This is a genomic window from Mucilaginibacter terrigena (assembly GCF_004168255.1).
Taxonomy (GTDB): Bacteria; Bacteroidota; Bacteroidia; order Sphingobacteriales; family Sphingobacteriaceae; genus Mucilaginibacter; species Mucilaginibacter terrigena.
In genome coordinates this window covers 334,641-357,999 of the sequence record NZ_SEWG01000001.1, presented here as the reverse complement: position 1 = coordinate 357,999, position 23,359 = coordinate 334,641, and the positions used below count along the sequence as shown (strand labels likewise).

Sequence of the window (23,359 nt, the reverse complement as noted above, 5' to 3'; positions counted from 1 at the left end):
CGGATTAAAGGGTTAAATCGATACCAAAACCATAATAAACCGGGAGCGGGTAAGACCGGGCGCTGTTAGCGCCGTTAGCCCTGACGTTACCGGCCAATTCGGTCGATTCGGGATCGATAAACTTCATTGGCGAGAAGGTGAGCACGTTTTGCCCTGTAACATAAACCCGGGCTTTACGCATGCCTACCTTTTTAGATACGCTTACCGGCAATGTGTAACCTACCTGTACGTTTTTAACCCTCAGGTATTTACCATCAAAAAGGTACATGTCAGACCCTCGGCGGAAGTTATTTTCGTTCGACTGGCTGCCGCTTGCTGCCAGGCGCGGAAAGCGCGCATCGGGGTTTTGCGGTGTCCAGTAATCTAACTGGTGCTGATAAATAACCTGCGAGTAGTTTACGTGAAAAGGCTCCACCTGCTCGCCCCTTACAAACATGTTACGTTTACCAACACCTTGTAAAAACAAGTTAAAATCAAAGTTTTTAACGTTCAGGGTATAGGTAAAACCAAATGTTAAACGAGGGAAACCGTTACTGAAAACAAATTTGTCGTTCTCATCAATGATACCATCGCCGTTTACATCCACATAGCGGTTATCGCCGGGCTGAACGTTCAGGCCGGCCGGTTTAGCGCCATTGGTAATATCATCAAGGTTTTGGAAATAGCCATCGCGCTTTAAGGCAACGTACGAACCTATAGGTAAGCCGACTTTATTTAAAAGCTGCATTTCGTCGTACGACCTTAATTGGTCGCCACCTTCAAGCTTTAACACTTTGTTGTTGTTATCGCCTACGTTAAATGCAAAGCTGTGGTTAAAGGCACCGGTTGTTAAGCGATAATTGATATTAACTTCCCAACCACGGTTTTGCACCTCGCCCGCGTTGTAATCGCTTGCTGTTGCACCCCACACGCCCGGTACTACCGGTGGCAGCAAAATGTCGCGTGTTATTTTGTTAAAGTAATCTGCGCTTACGGTCAAGCTGTTTTTAAAGAATGACAGGTCGGCACCAATATTAAACGTAGAAGCACGCTCCCACCTGATATCGGGGTTGGCAAACTTGATATCGATGATACTAACCTGCTGCCCGTTGAAGGAATAATAATCGCCCGAAACGCGGTAATTGTCTAAGAACTGGTACTCGGGTACGCTTTGGTTACCCAATATACCATAAGAGGCACGCAGCTTAACATCGCCAAATTTATCGCGGTAGCTCTGCATAAAGCTTTCTTCGGTTAGGCGGTAACCTGCAGTTAACGATGGGAAGAATGCGTTGCGGTTGTTTTTGGCGAATTTTGATGATGCATCGATCCTGAAATCGGCCTCGCCGTAGTATTTATTTTTGTAATTGTAAGATGCCCTTCCAAACACAGAGTTTAAGCTCCTTTCAATAGTATGGCTGTTTGTGCCGGTTGATGACGTTTCTATCACAGTGCCGGTAATAGGCGTACCTAACTCAGGGTCGGTAAATTTCAACCTTAAGTAGTTACCCTGGAAAGTTGTAGATTCGTTTGCAACACCCACCAATATATCTACATTGTGTTTTTTTGCAATTGTCTTGGTGTATTGAGCCAAGAACTGCGTATTGGTGAACAGGGTTTTCTCATTGTCGTCAGTAGTGTTGCGGTCTGAACCGTAACTTCCTTTAGGGAGATAATTTACCTGCATTACCCTTCCAAACAGATGGTTCGCGGTTAAGGTTCCGCCAAACACACCTTTAATCTTAAAGTCTTTGGTAATATTCAACTCGGCATTTAAATTACCAAACACATTATCGTTGTCGCGTTTGCGGTATCCACCTTTTTCAAGGATACCAAGGGGGTTAAACTCTGCTAACACATCGTTTGTAAGATAGTTGCCCTGGTCATCCTTAATAGGGTAATAAGTAGGCGTACGCCCGGCATCAACTATCAACGTACCGGTGTTAAAAGAGTGCTCTTTAATTTCGGTACGCGAATACGCCAGGATGCTGTTCACTTTCACCTTCCCGAACTCGGAGCTAAGGTTCATGCGGTAATTATACCTGCGCAAGCCATAATTGGGGCCAACCAGGTTGTTCCGCTGATCGAGTACACCTGCCGAAACCAGGTATGATGATGTAGCGTTGCCACCAGATAAACTTAGGTTGTGGTTTTGCTGTACGGCGTTTTGCAGTATTTCGTCAAGGAACCATTTATGGTCGCCTTCCTGCTGAAACTGACGGATCTGCGCAGGAGAATAAATTGGTGTTAAACCTGCATTTACAACCGCTTCGTTACGCAAAATGGCATTCTCGTACGAGTGTACGGGCTTGTAACCAACATGGGGCACTTGTATGCCCGCCTGGCCATTATAGCTTAACGTTGCTGCCGAGTTTTTGCTCCCCTTTTTTGTGGTAACCAATATTACCCCGTTTGATGAACGCGAACCATAAATAGCGGCGCTGCCTGCATCCTTTAATATCGAAACGCTTTCAATATCGTTAGGGTTAAGGAGATTTAAGGCGCCAACATCGTCGCTTGTGATACCGTCAATTACCAACAGCGGCTTGGTCTCGTTAAAAGTACCAACACCACGGATATTTATGGTTTGGTAAGCGCCCGGTTCGTTGCTGCTTTGCTGGATAATTAAGTTTGGAGATGTACCCTGCAAGGCTTGTGTAAGGTTTACAGCAGGTTTGCCTTCAATTGATTTTGAAGTAACCTGGTCTACAGCGCCAATCAGGTTTACACGCCTTTGCGTGCCGTAGCCTACTACCACTACTTCGCTAAGGGCGTTTTGCTCGGGTATCAACTGCACGTTTACACCTGTAGTTTGCCCGTTAAGCGGTACTTCTTTTGTTGCGAAGCCAATAAAACTGAATACCAGTGTACCATCGGCAGTGGGCAGGTCTAAAACAAAATTACCGTTAACATCGGTAACCGTGCCCAATGTAGTGCCTTTAAGCTTTACGCTTACACCCGGTAAGGGTAAATTGGTATCGTCTATCACCTTACCCGATACTTTTACCGCTTTTACATCTTCGCGGGTACCGTTTAGGGATGTTGCATCTGAAGGCCTTTCGCCTATTACTATAACATCGTCGATAATTTTATAACCAAGGTTAAATGGGGTTAAAACCTCGTCAAGCACCTCTTTGATGCTTTTGTTAGTTACATTTAAGTCGACCCTGAATGACGGCTTTAGTAAATTATCCGCGTAAGCAAATTTTACTTGATTATTGGCCGATATTTTGTCGAGCGCATCGGTTAGCTTTTGTTTTTTAAACTTAAGCGTTACCTGTTGCTCTAAAAATTTCTGGCCGTACGAATTGTTTGCGACAGCTGTAAAGCACATCAGGCAAACAACAAAGCAGGCAAGCGAGGTAAATTTCATTAATATTAATACATAACGAACTACTCCATTTGAAAATAGAGATATATTCATAGATTTGAATAAATTAAAGTGTTTGAAATTCAAGTGCGGCGTTCTGAATTCGACCTCTGAAACGTACACTTAATAATAACCCGGCATTTTAATCACCCTGTTTCAAATCCCATTGAACAGGGTTTTTTTATGTATTTATGTCATCATCTGTTTTAATTTAGGTTAATTGATAATTGGTTATCTATCTATTATAATTGGTTCTTCTTGTTTTATTAGCAGCCTTTGCCCTTTAAATGGTATCCCGCGCCATCTGCTACAGCCTTACCCCTCACCAGCTTTGAAATTATCCTGATGATGTTTTGAAGGGACACATTTGTGAAATTGGCAGATATAGAGCATTTTACCAGGTTAGGATCGGCCTTTACTTCGATATTGAATCGGTGGTATATCGCGTTCAACACGTCTGGCAGCGGCATGTTCTTAACAATAAAATCGCCGTTCTTCCAACCGGTAAGGGCGCTTACATCAACACCTTTGCTGGTTGTGGCGCTGTTATCTTTCCTGTTCACCAAAACTTCTTCGGCCGGTAACAGGAAAACCGTTTTGGCTAATGGTGCAACCACGCCAACCTTACCGGTAGCCACGTCAACCTTAACAAACTTGTCTTCGGGATAAGCTTTTACATTGAAACTGGTACCTAATACCTGGGTTTTGATGTTGCCTGTGTGTACGATAAATGCTTTCCGGGTATCGTGCGCCACCTCCAGAAAAGCCTCTCCTGTTAAGGTTATCTCTCTTTTATCTCCACGAAAAGCTTCGGGGTAGCTTAATTTACTACCACCATTAAGCCATATTTTGGTACCATCGGCAAGGGTTAAGTTTGCAACCTGCCCGTTAATGGCCACAATTTGTTTTTGCGCTATTGGCGATACCACATCAAGCACCTGCAAACGGTATTGATATAATAATACCGACAATGATGCCACCGCGATCAACGATGCTGCAACCATCCATTTTTTACCCGCACCGGCAGATTTGCCCGGCATTGCGTCAATACTTTCGGTAATGCGGTTATAAACGCTGTCACTGTCAAAACTTGCGTTGCTATCAACTACAGGCTGGTTATTCAGCTGCAGGTCGTCAAAATATTTGGTCACAAGGTTTTCCTGCAAAGAGCGGTCTTTGGCCTGGATTTTTTTTCTCAGAAAAGTAAACTTTCTCATGGTTTATATATGTAAGATGCAGTTTGCATACCTACCCCCTAAGAAGAATGAAAATATTTTTTTAGAAGCTGAAAGCTGAAAGGCCAAAGCGAAAAGCTTTTATTATGATTGCTTTTATAACTACTGCCTGGTTGATCTACTGCCTACTTCTTTGGTTTTTCTGCTTTCAGCTTTAATTAGCTTTCAGTCAAAATAACTAAAGCGGCAACAACCACAGGCAGGTAATCGGTAAGGCCGGTGCGCAGGTGGCGCAATGCAATGGTAATTTGGTTCTCTACCGTTTTTGTGGAGATATTTAAACGCGAGGCGATCTCTTTGTTGGAAAGATACTCTTTACGGCTAAGTGTGAAGATCTGGCGGCATTTTTCGGGCAGGCGCTCTACATTATTTTCCAGTATAGTACTAATATCATTTTGAATCAGCCTGCTATCGGTTGTATACTTTTCGGTAAGTGTGGCAATGGCCGAAAGATCGAGCGTGGCCCGCTGGGTGCGCAGGTACATCAGCACACGATTTTTAATGGCAACTTTAAGGTACCACTCCAGTGATGATATGTTAAGCTTATTACGCTTAGTCCACAGGTCTATAAATAACTCCTGCACAAGGTCTTCACAAATAACTTTATCCCTAAACAGGTTATAGGCTGCCTGGTAAACCCTGGCCGAATATTTTTGATACAACATCTCAAACGCCTTACGGTCGTCACCCCGTAACATTGCTAAAAGCTCTGCATCGGGCCACATTTGATATTCCTTTTCTGGAAGCATAAAATGGACGGTAGATAATTGTGTATTGGTAAGGCATAATTACAAAGTATTTTTCAAATAACAAATAGCTGCTTAAATTTCGATACACTAAGTGGTAAAATTTATCATGCAGCGTGCCAACAATAGTTTTAGACGGTCGTTTTTAGTAGGTTTACTTAAAACCCTTTATTATGGCAACAGTTGCATTGGGCAGTAAAGCCGGCAAATGGATTATGGTATCAACCATCATGGCATCGGCTATGGCTTTTATCGATGCCACAGCCCTAAATGTTGTACTACCATCGCTGCAGAAAAGCCTTAACGCCAGCGGCACAGATCTTTTTTGGATATTAAACGCTTATCTGCTGATGCTGACCGCGCTGATACTTATCGGCGGCTCGCTTGGCGATAAGCTTGGCCGTAAAAAGGTTTTTATGGCCGGTATTTTTCTTTTCATCCTGGGTTCGGCAGCTTGTGGTTTTGCGCCGGGTGTTACCCTGCTTATTGTATTCCGGATGTTGCAGGGCATTGGCGGTGCCTTGATGATACCGGGTAGTTTATCGCTTATCTCCTCGTCTATCAACCCAAACGAACGCGGCAAGGCTATTGGCACCTGGAGCGCATTTACCACGGTAGTTACCATGGGTGGCCCTGTGTTGGGTGGCGCTTTTGGTGATGCGGGGCTTTGGAGGTATATCTTTTTTATCAATATCCCCATCGGTATTGTGGCCCTTATCATACTTGCCAAACAGGTAAAAGAAATTCGTGATGAAAATAGCAAGCAAGGGCTTGATATTGCGGGCGCAGTTGCCATTGCCCTTGGCTTAGCGGCTGTTACTTTCGGCTTTTTGCGCATCCCTGCCGTTGGTTTAAATAACTGGCAGGTGTATGCATCGCTGGGCGGTGGGTTATTATTACTGCTGGCGTTTATAATTATCGAAAAAAAGGGCAGGCACCCTATGATGCCCTTGCAGCTTTTTACAAACATAACCTTTAGCGGGGCTAACCTGCTTACCTTTTTCCTGTATGCCGGCTTAGGTGCGGGCATGCTGTTCTTAGGGTTAAACATGGTACAGGTACAGGGTTATAGCCAGCTGCAATCGGGTTTAACATTTTTGCCATTTACGGTTTTGATGATCGTTATCGCGCGTTTTGCAGGCGCATTGGCCGATAAACACGGGCCGAGGCTATTCCTCATAGTCGGGCCGGCTTGTGCTGGCGCAGGCCTGCTGATATTATCCTTTGTAAAACAAACCGCCGGGCCTGCGGCGTACTGGACAACCTTTTTCCCGGGGATACTGGTGTTTGGTTTGGGTATGTCGTTTACGGTTGCCCCGCTTACGGCGGCGGTGATGAGTTCAGTAAGCGACCACTTTTCGGGCACGGCATCGGGCGTAAACAATGCGCTTACCCGTATAGCCAATGTTTTTGCTAACGCGATATTAGGCGCTTTAGCGGTATTGTTCTTTTCGGGTGCGCTACAGGGCGAGATCAAAAACGTGAAACTGAATGATAAACAAAAACAGCTGGTAATTAAACAAGCTGTTAATTTAGGTAACGCGAAAGCGCCGGAAGTATTTAATGAACAGGATAAGGCCACGATAGCAAAAGCATATAAGGAAAGCTTTATAGCTGCCTATGCCAATATCATGCGTATATCGGCAGGTTTGGCCTTTTTAGGTGCAATAATGTCTGTAATGTTTATCAGGAACAGCGCCGTGAAAAAGGGTTGACGAATAACATTCTCTTTCAATAAATAACAGTACGGCATAGTAATTATCATAAAAAATGTGATATTACAGGCGCATTACCCAATTATCAATTGTAAGCCCTTTACCATGAACAGAAGCAATTTTTTAAAAAACAGCGCCTTAGCGGCGGGTTCAATTTTAGCCGGTAACGCGGTTTTAGCAAGCGCAACCACAAGCTGTAATACCAACACGGCAGTTGCCCCCGGCAAACCTTTTACCATGAACTACGCCCCGCACGATGGCATGTTCAAAAATTCGGCAGGGGCTGATTTTCTGGACCAGATCAGGTTTATGTACGATCAGGGCTTTCGCAGTATTGAAGATAATGGTATGAGCAGCCGCAGCCCTGCCGAGCAGGAAAAAATTGGCAACCTGCTGGCTAAGCTGGGTATGGCTATGGGCGTGTTTGTGCTTGATAAGGGCGGTAATGGGGCCAATACCCTGGCAGCAGGAAAACAGGAATACATTGATATATTTTTAAAAGGCTGCCGCCAGGCGGTCGAGGTTTCAAAACGCTGCGGCGGTAAGCTGGCCACTGTAGTGCCCGGCGATTTTGCACGAAACCTTCCGCTGGATATTCAAAACGCTAATGTAATAACCGCCCTGCGCAAGGGTGCCGAGATACTTGAGCCGCATGGCATTGTAATGGTGCTGGAGCCCCTTAGCGACACACCCGACCTATACCTGCGCACATCGGCACAAACGTATTTGATATGTAAGGGTGTAAACAGCCCAAGCTGTAAGATCCTGTACGATATGTATCATATGCAGAAAAACGAAGGCAACATGATCAACAACATTAAACTTACCTGGGACGAGATCGCTTACTTCCAGATAGGTGATAACCCCGGCCGTAACGAGCCTACAACCGGCGAAGTAAACTATAAAAACATCTTCAAATTTTTGCACGAGAAGGGCTACAAAGGCGTTTTAGGTATGGAGCATGGTAATTCGCGCCCCGGCAAAGAAGGCGAGTTACGTGTTATTGAGGCTTACAGGGAAAGTGATAATTTTATGTAGATCACTTACTCATTGCCGTTGACTTTAGTCAACGGATTAATAATAAAAACTCAAGGGCTTTAGCCAAAGCTAAAGTTTATATTTAGGCTAAAGCCATTCTTCTTGCTACTTCTACCGTTGACTAAAGTCAACGGCAATGATTCTTGTTCGATATGGAGTTATTTACTCATCGGCTCATATGCATACACCACATGGTAAGGCGTACTTTTTAGTTTGGCCGACATTTGCCCGATAGGCAAGTTTTCCAGCTGCGGGGTTGGCTCGCATACCGAATAGGTTTTCCCTTTATACACAATAGGGTCGCCCACTGGCTTGCTAAACTCAACTGCCATGGTAATGTGAGTTGGATATAGCATGGCTATCATGGGCAGGTTATAGATCTCTTTAACAAGATAAAAGAAAAGGGCGGCACGGTCATCGCAATCGCTGTAGTTTGAGGCTAATGTTTCGCCCGGTGAAAGGCGTTTCTCCTTGCCGAAATTGTCATTATCATTCTCGTACAGGAAGGCATAGCGGGTAAAGCGCATCAGGTAATCCACTCCTTTTTTTTCATCCATCCCTTTCATGTTCTTTTTTAACAGCGGGATAAGCGAACCGTAAGTTTCCTTGCTTAGCGGGATATTAAAATACGTTTCAAAACTAACACCGGGGTAATTGTTAAACGCCTGCTGCTGGTCGGTGTTCAGCTTTACCTTAAAGGAATATGTTTTATGGTCGTACTCAAACGACATTTGCTTTTCTATATCGTGCCCGGGCATAAAATCGGGCATCAGGGTAACCTTATACGAAAATGCTTTTGTGGCTGCCGCGATGGGGATATTTACCGGTATTGGCGGGTCATCGTTAAGGTTGGTATTGGCATAATCGTGGATATTCAGGCAAACAAACTGTTTGCCATCAATCATAAAATAAGGTATATCCCTTATATCCTCGTTGTTGTAAACATAAAATATCACCTTATTGTTGGTAAGCGCCAGTCGCGCGTCGTACCCCGATTTGTTCAGCATAAACCACTTATAAAAAGTGTACCTGGCGTAGTTGGTTTCTTTTGGGCTTAGTTGCTGCGCCACCCTGCGGATAAGCTGATAATACAGCCAATCGTTCAGTTGGTGTTCCTGTTTATAACCCAAAAGCGAATCGATGATGGGCTGGTAATTAGAGGCATTGATAGCCGCGTACCCTTTTTTTAAATCGGCAGCGGTAAACTGCTGCGGAATATCTACCGAAACAGATCTATCGGCTGTAACTATAAACGGGTCTTTATAAAAATCAACGCGTACCTGTTGCCCCTGCCCTTTTACGGCAGTAAAAAACACTGCAAAACACAGTGTAAGCAAAAAGCAGGAAAGCGCGCGCATGGGCTTAACAATTTGGTTACATTAAATGTACGTATTATTAACGTTCAATTAACATAAAAAATATATTATTTACGCTATAATTGAAAGCGGCATTACCTTATGCGGCATTTGTTATTTCTCGTTTTTAATACAATTGGTCAGCACGGTGCAGTATACACATAGTGTTTAACTTGCATAGTTTGCCCTACCAATAATAATTTACTGCCATGCGTTTTTTATACCTCATACTGCTTATAGCCGCAGGCAATACCTGCCGGGCGCAGGTAAGCAACAAAGCCTTATTTGAGTTTGACAGCAACAGTGTTTCGCGCTGGAGCAGCCCCGAAAATATCAACGGCGTAAAAGGCGGAGGCGCAAAGGAAAACTTTGGTGCCAAAGGCCGCCCTTACCTTAACCTGCCGGCAGGTAAATCTGTCGACCTGCTAAATATCAAAGGACAAGGCATCATCAACCGCATTTGGATCACCATCAACGACCGCTCGCCGCAAATGCTGCGCTCGCTGGTGATAGAGATGTATTGGGATAATGCGGCAAAACCCGCCGTTTCAGTTCCTCTCGCCGATTTTTTTGGGATGGGCCTGGGCAAAATGTCTACATTTCAAAATACCTTTTTTGCCAGTCCCGAAGGGCGTTCTTTTAATTGTGTAATACCAATGCCTTTCAGAAAAGGCGCGCACATCAGGATAAAGAATGATGGCACGCGCGAATTGAGCAACATCTTCTTCGATGTAAATTACCAACTGACCAAAGTTTGGAACCCAAACAACCTGTACTTCCATGCCTACTGGCATCGCGATACGGCTACAGTTTTAGCTAAAGATTACGAGCTACTGCCCAAGGTTGCCGGCAAAGGGCGCTTGCTTGGTGTTAACGCGGGTATTAACGCCAACCCCAAATATGGCACCACCTGGTGGGGCGAAGGCGAGGTGAAAGTGTACCTGGATGGCGACAAACAATACCCTACCCTTGCCGGCACGGGTACTGAAGATTACATTGGTGATGCCTGGTCGCAAAGTACGTTTGTGAACAATTTTACGGGATGCCTTATTGCCGACGACAAGAACAAGCAATGGAGCTTTTACCGTTACCACGTGCCCGACCCTATTTACTTTACTACCGATTGCCGCATGACCATCCAGCAAATGGGCTCTTCGTTCCGCAAGGAGGTGATGGATCTGCAAAAGAACGGCGCGCCCATGATACCTACATCTGTTGACAGCGGCCGGGGGCAAACACGCAACCTTTATAAAACCGGTGTTGGGTTCGATGACAAAAGCGTAACCGAAAACTTCGCACTATATTACCGCAGTGATGATTGGTCGTCTACAGCTTATTTTTACCTGGACAAGCCTTCAAATAACCTGCCCGCACTGCAACCTTTGGCTATACGTACTTCTAACTTAAAAGCTGCAAAGTAATATGAAAAGGCTTGTTTTGTTGTTTTGGGGGATTGTGTTATCCATTGGCAGCTTCGCGCAAAACGTAGCGGTAGATCACCGTTACGCCAGCGTGATGTGGTACAGGCAGCCCGCCATAAACTGGAACGAGGCGTTGCCAATTGGTAACGGCCGCATGGGTGCCATGGTTTATGGCAGGGTACAAATAGAACATATCCAGTTGAACGAGCAAACGCTATGGTCGGGTGCGCCGCGCAACTGGAATAATCCCGATGCAAAAAAATACCTGCCGCAAATCCGCAAAGCCGCGCTGAGTGGCCGGTACAAGCAAGCCGATAGCATTGCCCGCAAAATGCAGGGGCCTTACACGGAATCTTACCTCCCCATGGCCGACCTGTTCATCAGCTACAAAAACATAAAAGACTCGGCTAATTATACCCGCAGTTTGGATTTGGATAGCGCGTTAAGTAAGGTACAATACACCAGCAATAACATTACCTACACCCGCACAGCCTTCGCCAGCTTCCCCGACAGGGTTATGGTAATGCGGCACGCTGCAAACAAACCGGGTTCCATATCATTTGCCGCCGGTTTAAGCAGCAAGCTTCATTTTAAGATCAAGGTTATCAGCAGCAACCATATTATGCTTATAGGGAAATGCCCGCAGCACGTGGAGCCGGTTTACCTGTGGAAAATAAAGGATAAAGAGGCCATACAATACGCCAAAGATGAAAAAGGCGAAGGCATGAATTTTCAGCTTGACCTATTGATCAAAAACGAAGGCGGTACAATTAAGATCGATGAAAATGGCGTTACTGTAGAAAACGCCGATGCGGTTACCTTCATCCTGTCGGCGGCTACCAGCTATAACGGCTTTGATAAATCGCCGGGCCTGCAGGGGAAAGATCCGGCTATTGATGCAGGCAGGTATTTAGCCGCGGCAAACAAGCTAACTTATGCCCAATTAAAGCAAAGGCATATCAACGATTATCAGCCCATTTATCGCCGCATCAGTTTAAACCTCGGCGAAAGCAGGAATAAGCAGCGTCCAACCGTTGAACGGCTGAAGTTGATGAAAGAATACACCGATCCCGAGATAGTAGCTTCTATAGCTCAATTTGGGCGCTATGTGCTTATTGCGGGCTCGCGCCCCGGTGGCTTGCCGGTTAATTTAAAAGGGATCTGGAACGACCGGGTAAGGCCTGAGTATAGCTCTAACTGGTGTATAGACCATGATGCGCAGATGTTTTATTACGCTGCCGAAACAAACGGGCTATCTGAAATGCACCAGCCATTTTTGGATTTTATTACAGACTTATCTAAAAACGGCCGCAAAACAGCTGAGATAAATTACGGCCTGCCCGGCTGGTGCGCCCACCACAATACCGATATATGGCGGCAAACCGGCCCGGTTGGCAATTGGGGCCAGGGCAACCCGCACTGGGCCAACTGGAACATGAGCGGCCCCTGGTTAAGCGCGCATATGTTCGACCACTACCTGTTTACGGGCGACAAGGTATTCCTGCGTAAACAGGCATGGCCCGTAATGAAGGGCGCAGCCGAGTTTTGCCTTGGCTGGTTGGTGATGGGAAAAAATGGTAAACTGGCCTCTGCTCCATCGGCATCTCCCGAAAATACTTTTATAACCGCCAAAGGCGATACTGCCGAGTTGAGCGTAAACACTACCGGTGATATCGCGCTGATGCGCGAACTGTTCAGCAACTGCATTAAAACTGCCACTATACTAAATGTAGATAACGCGTTTAAAAACAGGTTGATATCCGCATTAAAAAAACTTCCTCCATACAAAATAGGCTCAAAAGGTCAACTGCTGGAATGGGAACAGGAATGGCAGCCGGTAGATCCATCGCACAGGCACTTAACGCACATGTACCCTGTTTTTCCGGGGAATGAGATCTCACCTTATAACAATCCGCGCTTAGCTAATGCCGCGAAAAAAGCCCTGGCCCTGCGCGCCAAAACAAACTGTACCTGGGGCTTTGTGCTTAAAGCTGCGGCTTGGGCCCGCCTTGGCGAGGCGGACAGCGCCTGGACCACATGGCAGGAACAACTGCGTTATGTGAGTCCGTTAAGCACTTCGCCTGTAAATAATTACGGACTTTATCCGAATTTTTTTAATTCTGACGGCCGTGATGTGATCATGAACGGTAACGGCTGCGCCACGGCGGTGATGACGGAGATGATCATCCAATCGCGCGAAGGCGAAATAGAACTATTGCCTGCTTTGCCTTCAATATTTGGCGCAGGTAGCATCGATGGTGTCTGCGCCCGCGGAGGTTTTGAAGTCAATATCGCATGGAAAAACAATAAACTGGTACAAGCTACACTCTATTCAAAGCTGGGTAATAGCTGTAGTTTACGCACAGTATCGTCTATTAAAATTTATGATGGTAACAGGCTGGTTAAGCTAAATAAAATTGGCACCCTGTATTCTTTTAAAACGGAAAAGGGCAAGCGGTACAGCATCAGGGTCATCTAACAGTACACAACAGTACACATAAGGTTTTAAGTATGTATAGGTTTAATTACCAATATTAAGATCTGTGCCAGGCATTAAAATTTCATGCATATTCCTCGTTACCCTGTTTTTTATTGCAGGGTTAAGATCTGCCTGTGCGCAAAACCCGGTTATAACCCCAAAGGCCGGCCCGATCATATTAAAATTGGATGCTTCGGGTAATCATACCATCAACATAAATGAATTAACAAGTAGTATTACCAATGCCACTTCGGTAAACATCACGCCGCAAGCGCTTTCCTGTGCCGACCTTGGCCAGCAAACTATACACGTATTTGCAGAGAATAATAACGCGCTGATACGTTTTGACAGGCCCGTTGCGCTTACCCATGATGCAGCAGGCAACATCTATATTATTGACCAGGGGCATTACCTGATAAAAAGGTTAAGGACTGATGGCACGTTGGAGGTTTTGGCCGGCAGCGGCTCGCCGGGGAATGTTAACGGCACAGGGTCGGCGGCCAGTTTTGGCGAATGCCAGGGTATTGTATGTGATGCCGATGGGAATGTTTACGTAACAGATTACCAGTACAATACCATCCGCAAAATTACACCGGCCGGCGTAACCAGTAATTTTGTATCAGATAATGGCCGTGGCGCTGCTGACGGGCCGCTTGCCGAGGCTAAATTTTCCAGGCCCTGGGGTATCACCATAGACCAGGCCGGTAATTTTTATGTGGCCGATAATTCGCTCATCCGCAAGATAAGTACCGCGGGGATCGTGACGACCATAGCGGGTGTCAGTTTTACAGACGTTACAGATGTGGCCATAGATGCCGCCGGCAATATATACGCCACCGATTATGGCGCCAACCGCATCACTAAAATTGCAGCTAATGGCGTGGTAAGTAATTTTGCGGGTAATGGCACGCCCGGTTCGGCCGACGGGCTGGGTGCCGCCGCGAGCTTTTACTCACCCATGAGCATCGAAATTGAAGCGAACGGAAATTTACTGGTGGCCGATTCCTACAATAACCGCATTCGCAGGATAACACCTGCGGGTTTGGTTACTACCATTGCCGGCGACGGCGAGAACGACTCGGTAGACGGTATTGGTATACTGGCTAAATTCAGTAAACCGCAGGGTATTACCACTACTCCATCCGGGCTTATCTATATTGTAGATCACGACAGTGGTAAGATCAGGAAAATTAGCGCCGGCAATGTGGTAACCTCGCTTTTCAGTAATGACGGCGATGCGTCAGACAACAAAGATATTGAAGTGATCGTGGCAAGCACCCCGGTTTTCGCCGTTATGAATACCCAGCAGGTAATAGCGAATAATACTTGCCAGGGCATTATGCCCGATTATGTGGCGATGGCGCAAAACACGGTAACGAACGCCTGCATTACCCCGCTTACCATTACCCAAAGCCCCTCGGCGGGCAGTACCATATCCGGCAGTGCGCCTATTGTGGTAACACTAACAGCCAAAGATAATTGGGGTGGTACTGCTACCACTACCTTTAATGTACAATTGGTAAGCGACCAGGCGGAGCAGCCGCATGTGATCGTAGCGCCGGATGTTAATGATGTATGCCCGGGCACCAACATCACGTTTACAGCAACCCCGCAAAATAACGTAGCTATTACTACTTATCAATGGTTGTTAAACAATGTAAACGTGGGCACAAATAGTCCTGTATATGCAAGCACCGATCTTAAAAACGGTGATAAGGTAAGCGTAGCGGTTAGCGGCGGCGAAGGCTGTGTGGTGCCGGTTTTAAGTAACGAAAGCACTGTAACAATTAAAGAATTGCCGGTTATTACCTTTGCAAACAACGAAGTGATATTGCCCGGCGGTAACGTGCAGTTAAGCCCGCAAATCAGCGGTGATGTGCTTAGTTATAGCTGGTTGCCGACTGCCGGGTTAAGCAACCCCAACGTTCAAAACCCCATTGCAAGCCCGGTAGAAAACACAACATACCAGCTACATGTGGTATCGGTAGGTGGCTGCGATGTGTATGCTAATGTAACAGTAAATATCATTACCAAAATACCAAATGCCTTTACCCCCAATGGCGATGGCATAAATGATTACTGGAAACTTCCCTTTTTAGCCGGACAGGATGGTTGTGTGGTAGATGTTTTTACCCGTTATGGCAGCGCTGTTTACCATTCGATTGGCTACGGCAAACCCTGGGACGGCAACAAAGGCGGCAGCTTATCTGCGGGGGTTTATTATTACATTATCCGCTTAAAAAACAACAGTACGCCGCTTACCGGTTATGTGAGCGTAATTCGCTGATCAAAAAGCTATAATAATTTTATCATTGCCAGGTACAGCATTAAACACTAATGTGTTTTTATCCATCACAAAGTCGATACGTTTTTCTTTTTGAGTGACGGACGTAACCTTGCGGCCATTTACATTCAAGTTAATGGTGAGCGGCTGGTCAAAGTTTTGGCGGTTACTTAGGGTGTCTGTCAGTAAAAGTTTCCAGCTTTTTGTGGTGCGATTGACAGCAGTTAATTTAGCGCAGTTACGTTCCTTGTGGTATTGGATCACATTTTTAAACGGCGCTATCCAGATATTCGCTTTACGCTGTTCCAGTTCGGCTAAGTGCTTTTTGAATACCGTTTCGGGGGTGATGATCCAGCCATCGGCAACGCCGTGGTAAGTTGGGCAGAACCATCCGCCTTCGGTGATGGTTTGGTCTATATATTTACCAAAATCATTCATACTGGCCGAGTCGGCAATCATTATGCTGTTCACATTGTAATAGTCGTCGTTAGTTTGGGCGAAGTTATATTTGTTATAGGCATAAGGTTTGTTTTGCGTGGCCCTTGCCCCTATAAAAAGTTTGCTGATGGTTTGCCTGATGCCCTTATCCTTTTCGGTATTGCCGCCGCCCTCGCCAAAGGGATAGGCATGTGTAATTACTTTTTGCAACGGCACATATCCGTTGATCAGCTTATTAGATTGAATGCTTTCTATGGCGATGCTATCCAGCGGCATGTTCTTAAAATGCGGATGGGTTACACAGTGGTTAGCTATTTCGTTACCGGCCAGCGCCGCCTCGTTCACCTTGTCCCAGTTTTTCAAATGGTCTTCAATGGTTTTTACGGTAACAAAAAATGTCGACTTAAAACCATGTTCTATCAGCAAAGGCAGCGCCACGTAGTATTGCCCGCGGGGGCCATCGTCAAACGTAAGGGTAACCGCTGCCTTTTTGTTATTAAACCAGGGCGCAATGGTATAATCAAGCTTGTTAGCTTTTTGGGCGAAACCATTTAAGCTTACAAATACACTTAATATAATGCAGCATAAATATTTCATTACCAATTATTTATAACTTGTTATATTGTTTAGCAGCATCGTCTAAAACCAACACCCAATCCTGCCCGTAACCCTTTGACGGAGGGTTGAATTTATTGTCCTGTTTATTTGAAACCGAACCGGCATCCTTGGTTTTACCATCTCTTGGGTTAAACCAGTAAGCGTTTAAATTGCTGCCCGAGATCTTGTTTGCAAGCACTGTAAACGGCCTTCCCTCTGCCGAGTAAACAAACAGGTAATCTTTACCTCGTGCAGCCTGGATGCGCTCTGGCGCGGGCTGGTTACCTTCCACTATTACTGATTGGTCGGGTACCCTGTCCAGCATAGGGTGCGATTCCATCAGTTTGCGAACGTGGCGCATTTGGTTGGCGCCGGGCAGGTTTACGGCTTCGTCCCAAAACATATGAGGGCCATTCAATGGTTCGTGTTTAGCCGAATACATCTGCCAGATATCATGACAGCCATAAGTATGTCCGAAAGCACCCGACAAAAGGTCCAAATAGGCCGCCTTTCGCACATCATAGGCACTTGAAGTACCCAGATCTTTTGCATTAAAGCAAACCGGATGATCTTCATAAATTGGTTCCCCGTCGATAGTAGGTTTTGTTGGTGTGGCATTATACGATGCGTTGATCCTATCATAAACCGGGGTATCGCGGCAATGCCCGGTCTGGAACATATTAAACGTAAACCAATCCTCGTTCCTGAACCACTCTGCCGAACCTAACTGGTTTGGCTGGCAGTGATAAGTAATAATGGCTTTGTTGCCTGTTACCTTCATAATGGCCTTGCCCATGACACGCCACACGGCGATATCCTTTTCGCCCCGGGGCTGGCGGTCGCCGCCCAATATCCAGATGATGTTGGTTTTGTTTTTATATCTGTTTGCCAGCCAGGTAGCATAAACGGCGGCATCTTTCTCATTCAATATTTCCGGGCCTTTGCCCCAGGTACCGGCGTCCAGTTTATCGGCCCAGGTTGGCAGGAAACCAATGCTGATACCATATTCTGCCGCTTTATTAATGATCCAGTCTACGTGTTCAAAATACTTCTCGTTCGGTTTGGTCAGATCTTCGTTTATCAGGGGCTTTTCGCCATAAGCATTCGGGTCGCGAATGCCATCCAGTTCGGCCAATGCAACGGCCTGAACAACGGTAAAGCCCTGTTCGCTGCGTTTTTTCAGGTACTTATCTGCGTCCTCGCGGTTAAGACGGTGGAACAGTTCCCACGCGGTATCCCCCATCCAAAAAAAGGGTTTGCCGGCTTTAAGGATATAATGCTTATCCGGGCTCACGCTAAACTGCGCCGAAGCCAGGTGTGCTATCGCGATGAAAATAATAAGTAAACTATATTTCTTCATGTCAGATTATTTTGAAGGCAACGCAAAAGCTACATAACTATCGCCCGATTTGGTATTCATTTTACCACCGCCGCAGGCAATTACAATATATTGCTTGCCATTAAGTTCATAAACTGCCGGTGTAGCATAGCCAGGCGCAGGTAGGGTAACTTCCCAAAGGAGTTTGCCTGTTTTTTTATTGAACGCACGGAACTTACCATCTTTAGTTGCCGCGATGAACAGCAAGCCGCCTTTGGTTATTACCGATGCGCCGTAGTTTTCGGTACCCGAATCCTCTTTGCCATGCGGAAATTCAGGATCGTTACCTAAAGCCTTTTTCCAGACAAATTTACCGGTGTTCAAATCGATAGCATTTAAGGTGCCCCATGGTGGTTTAATGCCGGGATAGCCTTCCTTGCTTACAAATTTATTGTACCCCGCCATGGCGTAAGGCAGGCGATAATACTCGTCGTCCTTTTTAATTTCATCCACAAATGGTTTGGACTGATCTGCTTTGATATTGAGCACAAATGAGGCTATCGCCTTGCGTTCATTCGGCTTCAACTGTCTGAAAGCCGGCATCATCCTGCGGCCCGATTGGATCAGCGTATCAAACTGCAAGGCGTTATATTTTTTGTTGATATTGATCAGCGAAGGGAACGTGCCGCTGCCTTTTCTGTCGGCGCCGTGGCAGGTCATACAATACGAGCTGAAAAGCCTTTGGCCCGCAAGCAGGTTGGTTTCGTTGGCATCGCCGTGTACTTCCACCTTCATCGCACGGATAGCCCAGGCCATTTCGTTGGCGTTTACATAAAGGATACCGGTCTCCGGATCGTACGACGGGCCGCCCCACTCACCGCCGCCATCCAGCCCCGGGAATTCTACGATGCCGCCCAGCGTTGGCGCGTTAAACATATGATCGTTACGGTAGCTTTTAAAGGCTGCCAAAACCGCTTTACGCGAACTATCCGGTAAATATGGATTCAATTCCTGCTCGGTTACCAGCTGGCGCATAAACGGCGCCGGTGCGGTTGGGTATGGTTGCGTCGGCGATAGCTTCTCGCCTACCAGGTCGGTAAAGGTTGGTACCGGTTTTTCTACAATATCGTAAACCGGTTTACCGGTTTCTCTGTCGAAAGTAAATATAAAGCCTGTTTTAGTGGTTAACGCAACGGCATCAATATTTTTGCCATCTTTTTTGATGGTGACCAATGCAGGAGCTGTTGGCAGGTCGCGGTCCCACACATCGTGGTGGATATCCTGGAAGTGCCATTTTAACTTACCGGTATTGATATCGAGCGCCAAAAGGCAATCGGCATACAGGTTGTTACCAAGTCGTTTGCCGCCGTACCAATCGTAAGATGCCGAGCCCGTGCAACCGTAAACAATGCCGCGCTTTTCATCCAGGCTAAAACCGCCCCAGGCGTTTGCTCCGCCAATAAATTTCCAGGCATTCTTATCCTCCCACGATTCGTAGCCCTGTTCGCCCGGCTGCGGGATAGTGTGAAAGATCCAGCGTTGTTCGCCTGTACGCACGTTAAACGCGCGGATATGGCCCGGCGCGGCATGAGCGCCCTCATCAACACGCGTGCCCATCACCATGATATCGCCATGTATAATTGGCGGTGAGGTAGCCGTAACAAACAGGTCCTTTACATCGCGGTTAAGACCGTTGTGCAGGTCCAACTTCCCTTTATCGCCAAAGGCGTTAACGGTTTTACCGGTTTGCGCGTTTATAGCATACAGGTATGGCCCGGCGGTATAGTAAATGCGTTTATCATCCCCATCGGCCCAGTAAGCTACGCCCCGGCAGTTATTCAGGATAAAGAACATCTTTTTGTCCTTAGCCAGCGAATCGAACGGATTAAACTGCCATTTCTCCTGCCCTGTGGTGGCATCAATTGCAAACAATTTCATTTTTGGCGTGGTGCCATACATAACGCCATCAATGACAATGGGGTTACATTGAATCTGCGAGTGGTTTGCCGAATCGGCATCGCGGGTATGGTACGTCCAGGCAACCTGCAGTTGGTTAACGTTGGTGGTATCAACCTCGGTTAATGATGAGTAATGAATATTTTCGTTTGAACCTTTGTATTGCGGCCAGGATTTGTAATCCTTATTTTGATCGCAGGCGCTTAGCAATACTAAAACAGCAGCCAAAACTGGCAGACCGGTAATTTTTTTCATTTATAATTGGTTTGGCAAAATCAAGTTAAATATAATTTTCGGGCTGCAGGTTACCGTTTGCTCAATCGCAACATTTTCACATCGTGACTGGCTATGTTGGCTTTAAAGTTAGCAGCCGTTGTGCCCGCTGCTTTATGCGCCCACAGGTCAGTAATTTTAAAGTTATTGGCTATTTTGTATTTGGCCCAGTCTACGTCTACGTTCATGGTTTTACTGCTGCGGTTAAACAGGCAAATAGCGGTATCGCCGTCTGACAGTGGTTTTAGGTAGATTTCAAAATCCACACCGTCCAGTATCTTATAGCCCTGCTTGCCCAGCGTATCCTGGTCAACAGCAATTACATCTTTATTGGTCAATATCTCTATAGTTGATTTAGTCATTTTACTGAGATCGTTACCGGCAACAAGCGGCGCGGCTATCATACACCAAAGGCTAAAATGCGCGCGTTCTTCTTCGATGCTCAAACCTCCGTTGCCAACTTCAAGCATATCAGGATCGTTCCAGTGGCCGGGGCCGGCAAATTTCTCCAACCCGGCCTGCATATCTAAAATAGCTACCACACTGCCGCCCCAAACTTTACCTTCAACGGCTTTTACCTTACCCCATTGGTTTTCGATATCGCCGGTGGTGCGCCATAAATGCCCAACATCCGTTGCCCAGTACCATGGTTTGCTGTTGCCCCATTCGCAAATGCTGAAAACTATAGGGCGACCGGCCTTGTACAAGGCATCACGCATCAAAGTATAGGCTTCTTTGGTGGTTTGGCCATCGCTGTTGCACCAATCCAGTTTCAGGTAATCGACACCCCATTTGGCGTAGGTGCGTGCGTCCTGGTACTCGTAACCGCGGCTGCCGGGGCGGCCTGCACAGGTTAACCGGCCCGCGCACGAATAGATGCCAAACTTTAAGCCTTTACTATGAATATAATCAGCAAGGGCCTTTATGCCCGATGGAAATTTATTATCGTCGGCCATAATGTTGCCAAGGTTATCGCGGCCTACCTGCCAGCAATCGTCAATAACAATATATTGGTAACCGGCTTCCTTCATGCCCGAGCTTGCCATGGCGTCGGCAACATCGCGGATAGCCTTTTCGCTGATGCCATCGCAGGCAAATTTGTTCCAGCTGTTCCAGCCCATTGGCGGCGTCATGGCCAGGTCTTTAAACTTTTGGGCGAATACGGCAGGCGAAATAATGATGAATAGTAGTGTAAAAAATCTTCTCATTGGTTTAATTGGAATAACGGTTGCAAACAACCAATTTAACAATTAATAACTGTGCTGTTGTATGTGGATTGATAAAGAAGCAGTAACCAGGAAATAAGTGTCAGGAAACCAAAAGCCGCCTTTCGGCGGCTTCGATACTATGGGTTTGAGGTTATTTAATTTTCTTATCCCGCAATTGCGTTTTACGGATAGCAACAGGCTGTAATGCCGGCAAATCACTCGACGGTTTATCCAGGTAAAAGTAGGCTGTGGCCGAAATATCATCGCGGCGGTAAAAGTTTGTCCAGCCTTTTGGCGAACCGGGTTTGGATGGATCGAACTTTTCTGTGTTGTTATAGAACGGATGCAGCTTGCCATCCTGTGTGGTAACCGCAATCAGCGGTGCGCCTTCTTTCAGGTAAGCGGCTACGCTATCAGTTTCGGCACCGCCAATTTGCTGCATAGCTACCCTTAAATTATTCTTAAAAAAGATGGGGTCTTTAATGTGATAACGATAGAACGCCCATTGCAGCAACGTATCGTTAGCGATGGTACAGCCGGCAAAACGGTTTATAAATTTACCCTGCCCCCACCCGGTGCCAATGTAATCTTCGGTACCTGTGCCGTTCAGCGTTGGGTATTTATCATCGCTATCCATATAATACTTTACCTCACCCTCGCCAAACCACGATTTACGGTATTGCGGGTTGGCGTTTACACCGATATTTACCCCCAGGAAACGACCATTGCCCCTAACATTGGGCAGCAGTTCAAAATCTTTAGCCAATACGGTTGAAGTATCACGATGCCAAAAGGCATGGAAGTAAAGGCTATTGTCAGTTATAGGTGAAAGCGTATAATTCACATCAAAATAAAGGTCGTGCAGGGATTTACCCGACTCGTTGGTCACCACAATTTTGGCCCCTTTTTTAAATGGCATCGGTATAAAACAGCTAAACGAGCGCCCCTCGCCGCTTACAAAAAGCTCGTTCTCAAAAGCCGCTGTTTTCGCCAGGCCGTTACCAAAGAAATCGCCAAACGGTACCGATACCGCCGGTTTTGTCTCGCCATCCCAAAACATTTCTATTTTAAGTGAGCGCAGCATTTCGGGCGAACGGTCGTTTATGGTGATCCAGATACGGTCGATGACACCCTGCCCCTGTATATCCAATAATGCCTTTGACCTGCCTGCCGGGATCGAATCGCTGGGATGGCCTTTGGCTGTGTTGTTTTCCTTACCACCTTGTCCCTTTTCGCCATTCAGGTTTTCGGGGCTGCTCCAGCGCGTGTCGGCATTCTCGTCAAACTGGTAAAGTTTGTTTCCTTGTTTCGAATTTGAGCATGACGATGTACATGCTACAAATGCCATGCAGGCAGGCAATAAGTAAGCTTTAAAAGGTATTCTCATACAACAGGGGTTAGGTAATTAATATGTTATTTCTCTTTTATGATCAAATCATCTACATTATCAAGCAAAAAGCAATGGCTAAATTGGGTCATGCCGGTTTTTGGATAATAATTTACCGCTGCGGGCGCGGCAAGCAATATCAGCTTAGCCTTTGGCGAAAGCTTTTTGGTTTCGGCTATCAAGCGTACGCCGATACCCATTTTTTGATAAGCCTCATCCACCGCCAGGTCTGACAGGTAGGTGCAAAAACTAAAATCTGTAAGTGCGCGCGATACACCTATTAGTTTATTATCCAAACGCGCGGTTACAATCAGGTTTGCATTCTGCAGCATATCATTTATGCGTTCTGCATCATTAATCGGGCGGCGCTCGGCAAGGGTGCTGCGGCTTAGTACATCAATAAACTCATCTGCGTTAAGTGTTAGTTCGCGTTGAAATACAATTTGTGAAATGGACATTGTTGTAGGGTTTAATTGTTTAAATTATGATTGAACACCCGCTTTTGGGGCGATGTTCAAATTTTATAATTCTGCAAATGAGCTAAATAGTCCAATAAATAT

General features: G+C 46.2%; 15 protein-coding genes. 5 read left to right on the top strand and 10 right to left on the bottom strand.

Annotation, left to right across the window (positions count from 1 at the left end; genetic code table 11):
- Window positions 1-4 precede the first annotated feature (4 nt).
- From EWM62_RS01470 to EWM62_RS01460, 3 genes are all read right to left on the bottom strand, one after another.
- Complete coding sequence (locus EWM62_RS01470) at window positions 5-3,352, bottom strand: TonB-dependent receptor (RefSeq protein WP_162499762.1); 3,348 nt, start codon at window positions 3,350-3,352, stop codon at window positions 5-7.
- 263 nt (window positions 3,353-3,615) lie between these two features.
- Window positions 3,616-4,566: a FecR family protein gene (locus EWM62_RS01465; RefSeq protein ID WP_129874867.1), complete on the bottom strand. Its 951-nt coding sequence runs from the start codon at window positions 4,564-4,566 to the stop codon at window positions 3,616-3,618.
- 176 nt (window positions 4,567-4,742) lie between these two features.
- Entirely contained in the window at window positions 4,743-5,333 is a 591-nt protein-coding gene (locus EWM62_RS01460; protein ID WP_129874866.1) for an RNA polymerase sigma-70 factor, read from the bottom strand.
- A 170-nt stretch (window positions 5,334-5,503) separates the two neighbouring features.
- Here EWM62_RS01460 and EWM62_RS01455 point away from each other — a divergent pair, with 170 nt between their 5' ends.
- Complete coding sequence (locus EWM62_RS01455; RefSeq protein ID WP_129874865.1) at window positions 5,504-7,045, top strand: MFS transporter; 1,542 nt, start codon at window positions 5,504-5,506, stop codon at window positions 7,043-7,045.
- 105 nt (window positions 7,046-7,150) lie between these two features.
- A complete protein-coding gene (locus tag EWM62_RS01450) occupies window positions 7,151-8,083 on the top strand; it encodes a hydroxypyruvate isomerase family protein (protein ID WP_129874864.1) in 933 nt (310 codons plus the stop codon).
- A 158-nt stretch (window positions 8,084-8,241) separates the two neighbouring features.
- On the opposite strand, the gene EWM62_RS01445 is transcribed toward EWM62_RS01450, so the two are convergent.
- Window positions 8,242-9,441, bottom strand: coding sequence for a hypothetical protein (locus EWM62_RS01445; RefSeq protein WP_238989253.1), 1,200 nt, complete (start codon window positions 9,439-9,441; stop codon window positions 8,242-8,244).
- Window positions 9,442-9,647: 206 nt separating this feature from the next.
- On the opposite strand from EWM62_RS01445, the gene EWM62_RS01440 reads away from it, so the two are divergent.
- The 3 genes from EWM62_RS01440 (at window position 9,648) to EWM62_RS01430 (ending at window position 15,625) form a co-directional block, all read left to right on the top strand.
- Window positions 9,648-10,859, top strand: a complete 1,212-nt coding sequence (locus tag EWM62_RS01440; protein ID WP_129874863.1) for a glycoside hydrolase family 172 protein — start codon at window positions 9,648-9,650, stop codon at window positions 10,857-10,859.
- A 1-nt stretch (window position 10,860) separates the two neighbouring features.
- The gene (locus tag EWM62_RS01435; protein WP_129874862.1) at window positions 10,861-13,338 is read left to right on the top strand and encodes a glycoside hydrolase family 95 protein; all 2,478 of its coding nucleotides are present in this window, start codon (window positions 10,861-10,863) and stop codon (window positions 13,336-13,338) included.
- A 64-nt stretch (window positions 13,339-13,402) separates the two neighbouring features.
- Window positions 13,403-15,625 carry an NHL domain-containing protein gene (locus EWM62_RS01430; protein WP_129874861.1) on the top strand — a complete coding sequence of 741 codons (2,223 nt, stop codon included), beginning with the start codon at window positions 13,403-13,405 and terminating at the stop codon, window positions 15,623-15,625.
- Here the strand turns inward: EWM62_RS01430 and EWM62_RS01425 are convergent, their stop codons facing one another.
- The 6 genes from EWM62_RS01425 to EWM62_RS01400 form a co-directional block, all read right to left on the bottom strand.
- Window positions 15,626-16,657 (bottom strand): polysaccharide deacetylase family protein, encoded by a 1,032-nt coding sequence (locus EWM62_RS01425; RefSeq protein ID WP_129874860.1) that lies wholly within the window; start codon window positions 16,655-16,657, stop codon window positions 15,626-15,628. It lies immediately after the preceding gene.
- 10 nt (window positions 16,658-16,667) lie between these two features.
- On the bottom strand, window positions 16,668-18,017 hold the full coding sequence (locus tag EWM62_RS01420) for a glycoside hydrolase family 140 protein (protein WP_129874859.1): 1,350 nt from the start codon (window positions 18,015-18,017) through the stop codon (window positions 16,668-16,670).
- A 6-nt stretch (window positions 18,018-18,023) separates the two neighbouring features.
- A complete protein-coding gene (locus EWM62_RS01415; protein WP_129874858.1) occupies window positions 18,024-20,186 on the bottom strand; it encodes an outer membrane protein assembly factor BamB family protein in 2,163 nt (720 codons plus the stop codon).
- A 50-nt stretch (window positions 20,187-20,236) separates the two neighbouring features.
- A complete protein-coding gene (locus EWM62_RS01410; RefSeq protein WP_129874857.1) occupies window positions 20,237-21,412 on the bottom strand; it encodes a glycoside hydrolase family 27 protein in 1,176 nt (391 codons plus the stop codon).
- Window positions 21,413-21,563: 151 nt separating this feature from the next.
- The gene (locus EWM62_RS01405) at window positions 21,564-22,799 is read right to left on the bottom strand and encodes a glycoside hydrolase family 172 protein (protein WP_203234955.1); all 1,236 of its coding nucleotides are present in this window, start codon (window positions 22,797-22,799) and stop codon (window positions 21,564-21,566) included.
- A 26-nt stretch (window positions 22,800-22,825) separates the two neighbouring features.
- Window positions 22,826-23,257 carry a GNAT family N-acetyltransferase gene (locus EWM62_RS01400; protein WP_129874856.1) on the bottom strand — a complete coding sequence of 144 codons (432 nt, stop codon included), beginning with the start codon at window positions 23,255-23,257 and terminating at the stop codon, window positions 22,826-22,828.
- Window positions 23,258-23,359: the final 102 nt, after the last annotated feature.

What these genes read in the sequence shown, in the direction of transcription:
- EWM62_RS01425 (WP_129874860.1), bottom strand. Translation starts at nt 16,657, where the DNA reads ATGAAATATTTATGCTGCATTATATTAAGTGTATTTGTAAGCTTAAAT.
- EWM62_RS01435 (WP_129874862.1), top strand. Translation starts at nt 10,861, where the DNA reads ATGAAAAGGCTTGTTTTGTTGTTTTGGGGGATTGTGTTATCCATTGGC.
- EWM62_RS01460 (WP_129874866.1), bottom strand. Translation starts at nt 5,333, where the DNA reads ATGCTTCCAGAAAAGGAATATCAAATGTGGCCCGATGCAGAGCTTTTA.
- EWM62_RS01465 (WP_129874867.1), bottom strand. Translation starts at nt 4,566, where the DNA reads ATGAGAAAGTTTACTTTTCTGAGAAAAAAAATCCAGGCCAAAGACCGC.
- EWM62_RS01470 (WP_162499762.1), bottom strand. Translation starts at nt 3,352, where the DNA reads ATGAAATTTACCTCGCTTGCCTGCTTTGTTGTTTGCCTGATGTGCTTT.
- EWM62_RS01440 (WP_129874863.1), top strand. Translation starts at nt 9,648, where the DNA reads ATGCGTTTTTTATACCTCATACTGCTTATAGCCGCAGGCAATACCTGC.
- EWM62_RS01405 (WP_203234955.1), bottom strand. Translation starts at nt 22,799, where the DNA reads ATGAGAATACCTTTTAAAGCTTACTTATTGCCTGCCTGCATGGCATTT.
- EWM62_RS01415 (WP_129874858.1), bottom strand. Translation starts at nt 20,186, where the DNA reads ATGAAAAAAATTACCGGTCTGCCAGTTTTGGCTGCTGTTTTAGTATTG.
- EWM62_RS01420 (WP_129874859.1), bottom strand. Translation starts at nt 18,017, where the DNA reads ATGAAGAAATATAGTTTACTTATTATTTTCATCGCGATAGCACACCTG.
- EWM62_RS01410 (WP_129874857.1), bottom strand. Translation starts at nt 21,412, where the DNA reads ATGAGAAGATTTTTTACACTACTATTCATCATTATTTCGCCTGCCGTA.
- EWM62_RS01455 (WP_129874865.1), top strand. Translation starts at nt 5,504, where the DNA reads ATGGCAACAGTTGCATTGGGCAGTAAAGCCGGCAAATGGATTATGGTA.
- EWM62_RS01450 (WP_129874864.1), top strand. Translation starts at nt 7,151, where the DNA reads ATGAACAGAAGCAATTTTTTAAAAAACAGCGCCTTAGCGGCGGGTTCA.
- EWM62_RS01445 (WP_238989253.1), bottom strand. Translation starts at nt 9,441, where the DNA reads ATGCGCGCGCTTTCCTGCTTTTTGCTTACACTGTGTTTTGCAGTGTTT.
- EWM62_RS01400 (WP_129874856.1), bottom strand. Translation starts at nt 23,257, where the DNA reads ATGTCCATTTCACAAATTGTATTTCAACGCGAACTAACACTTAACGCA.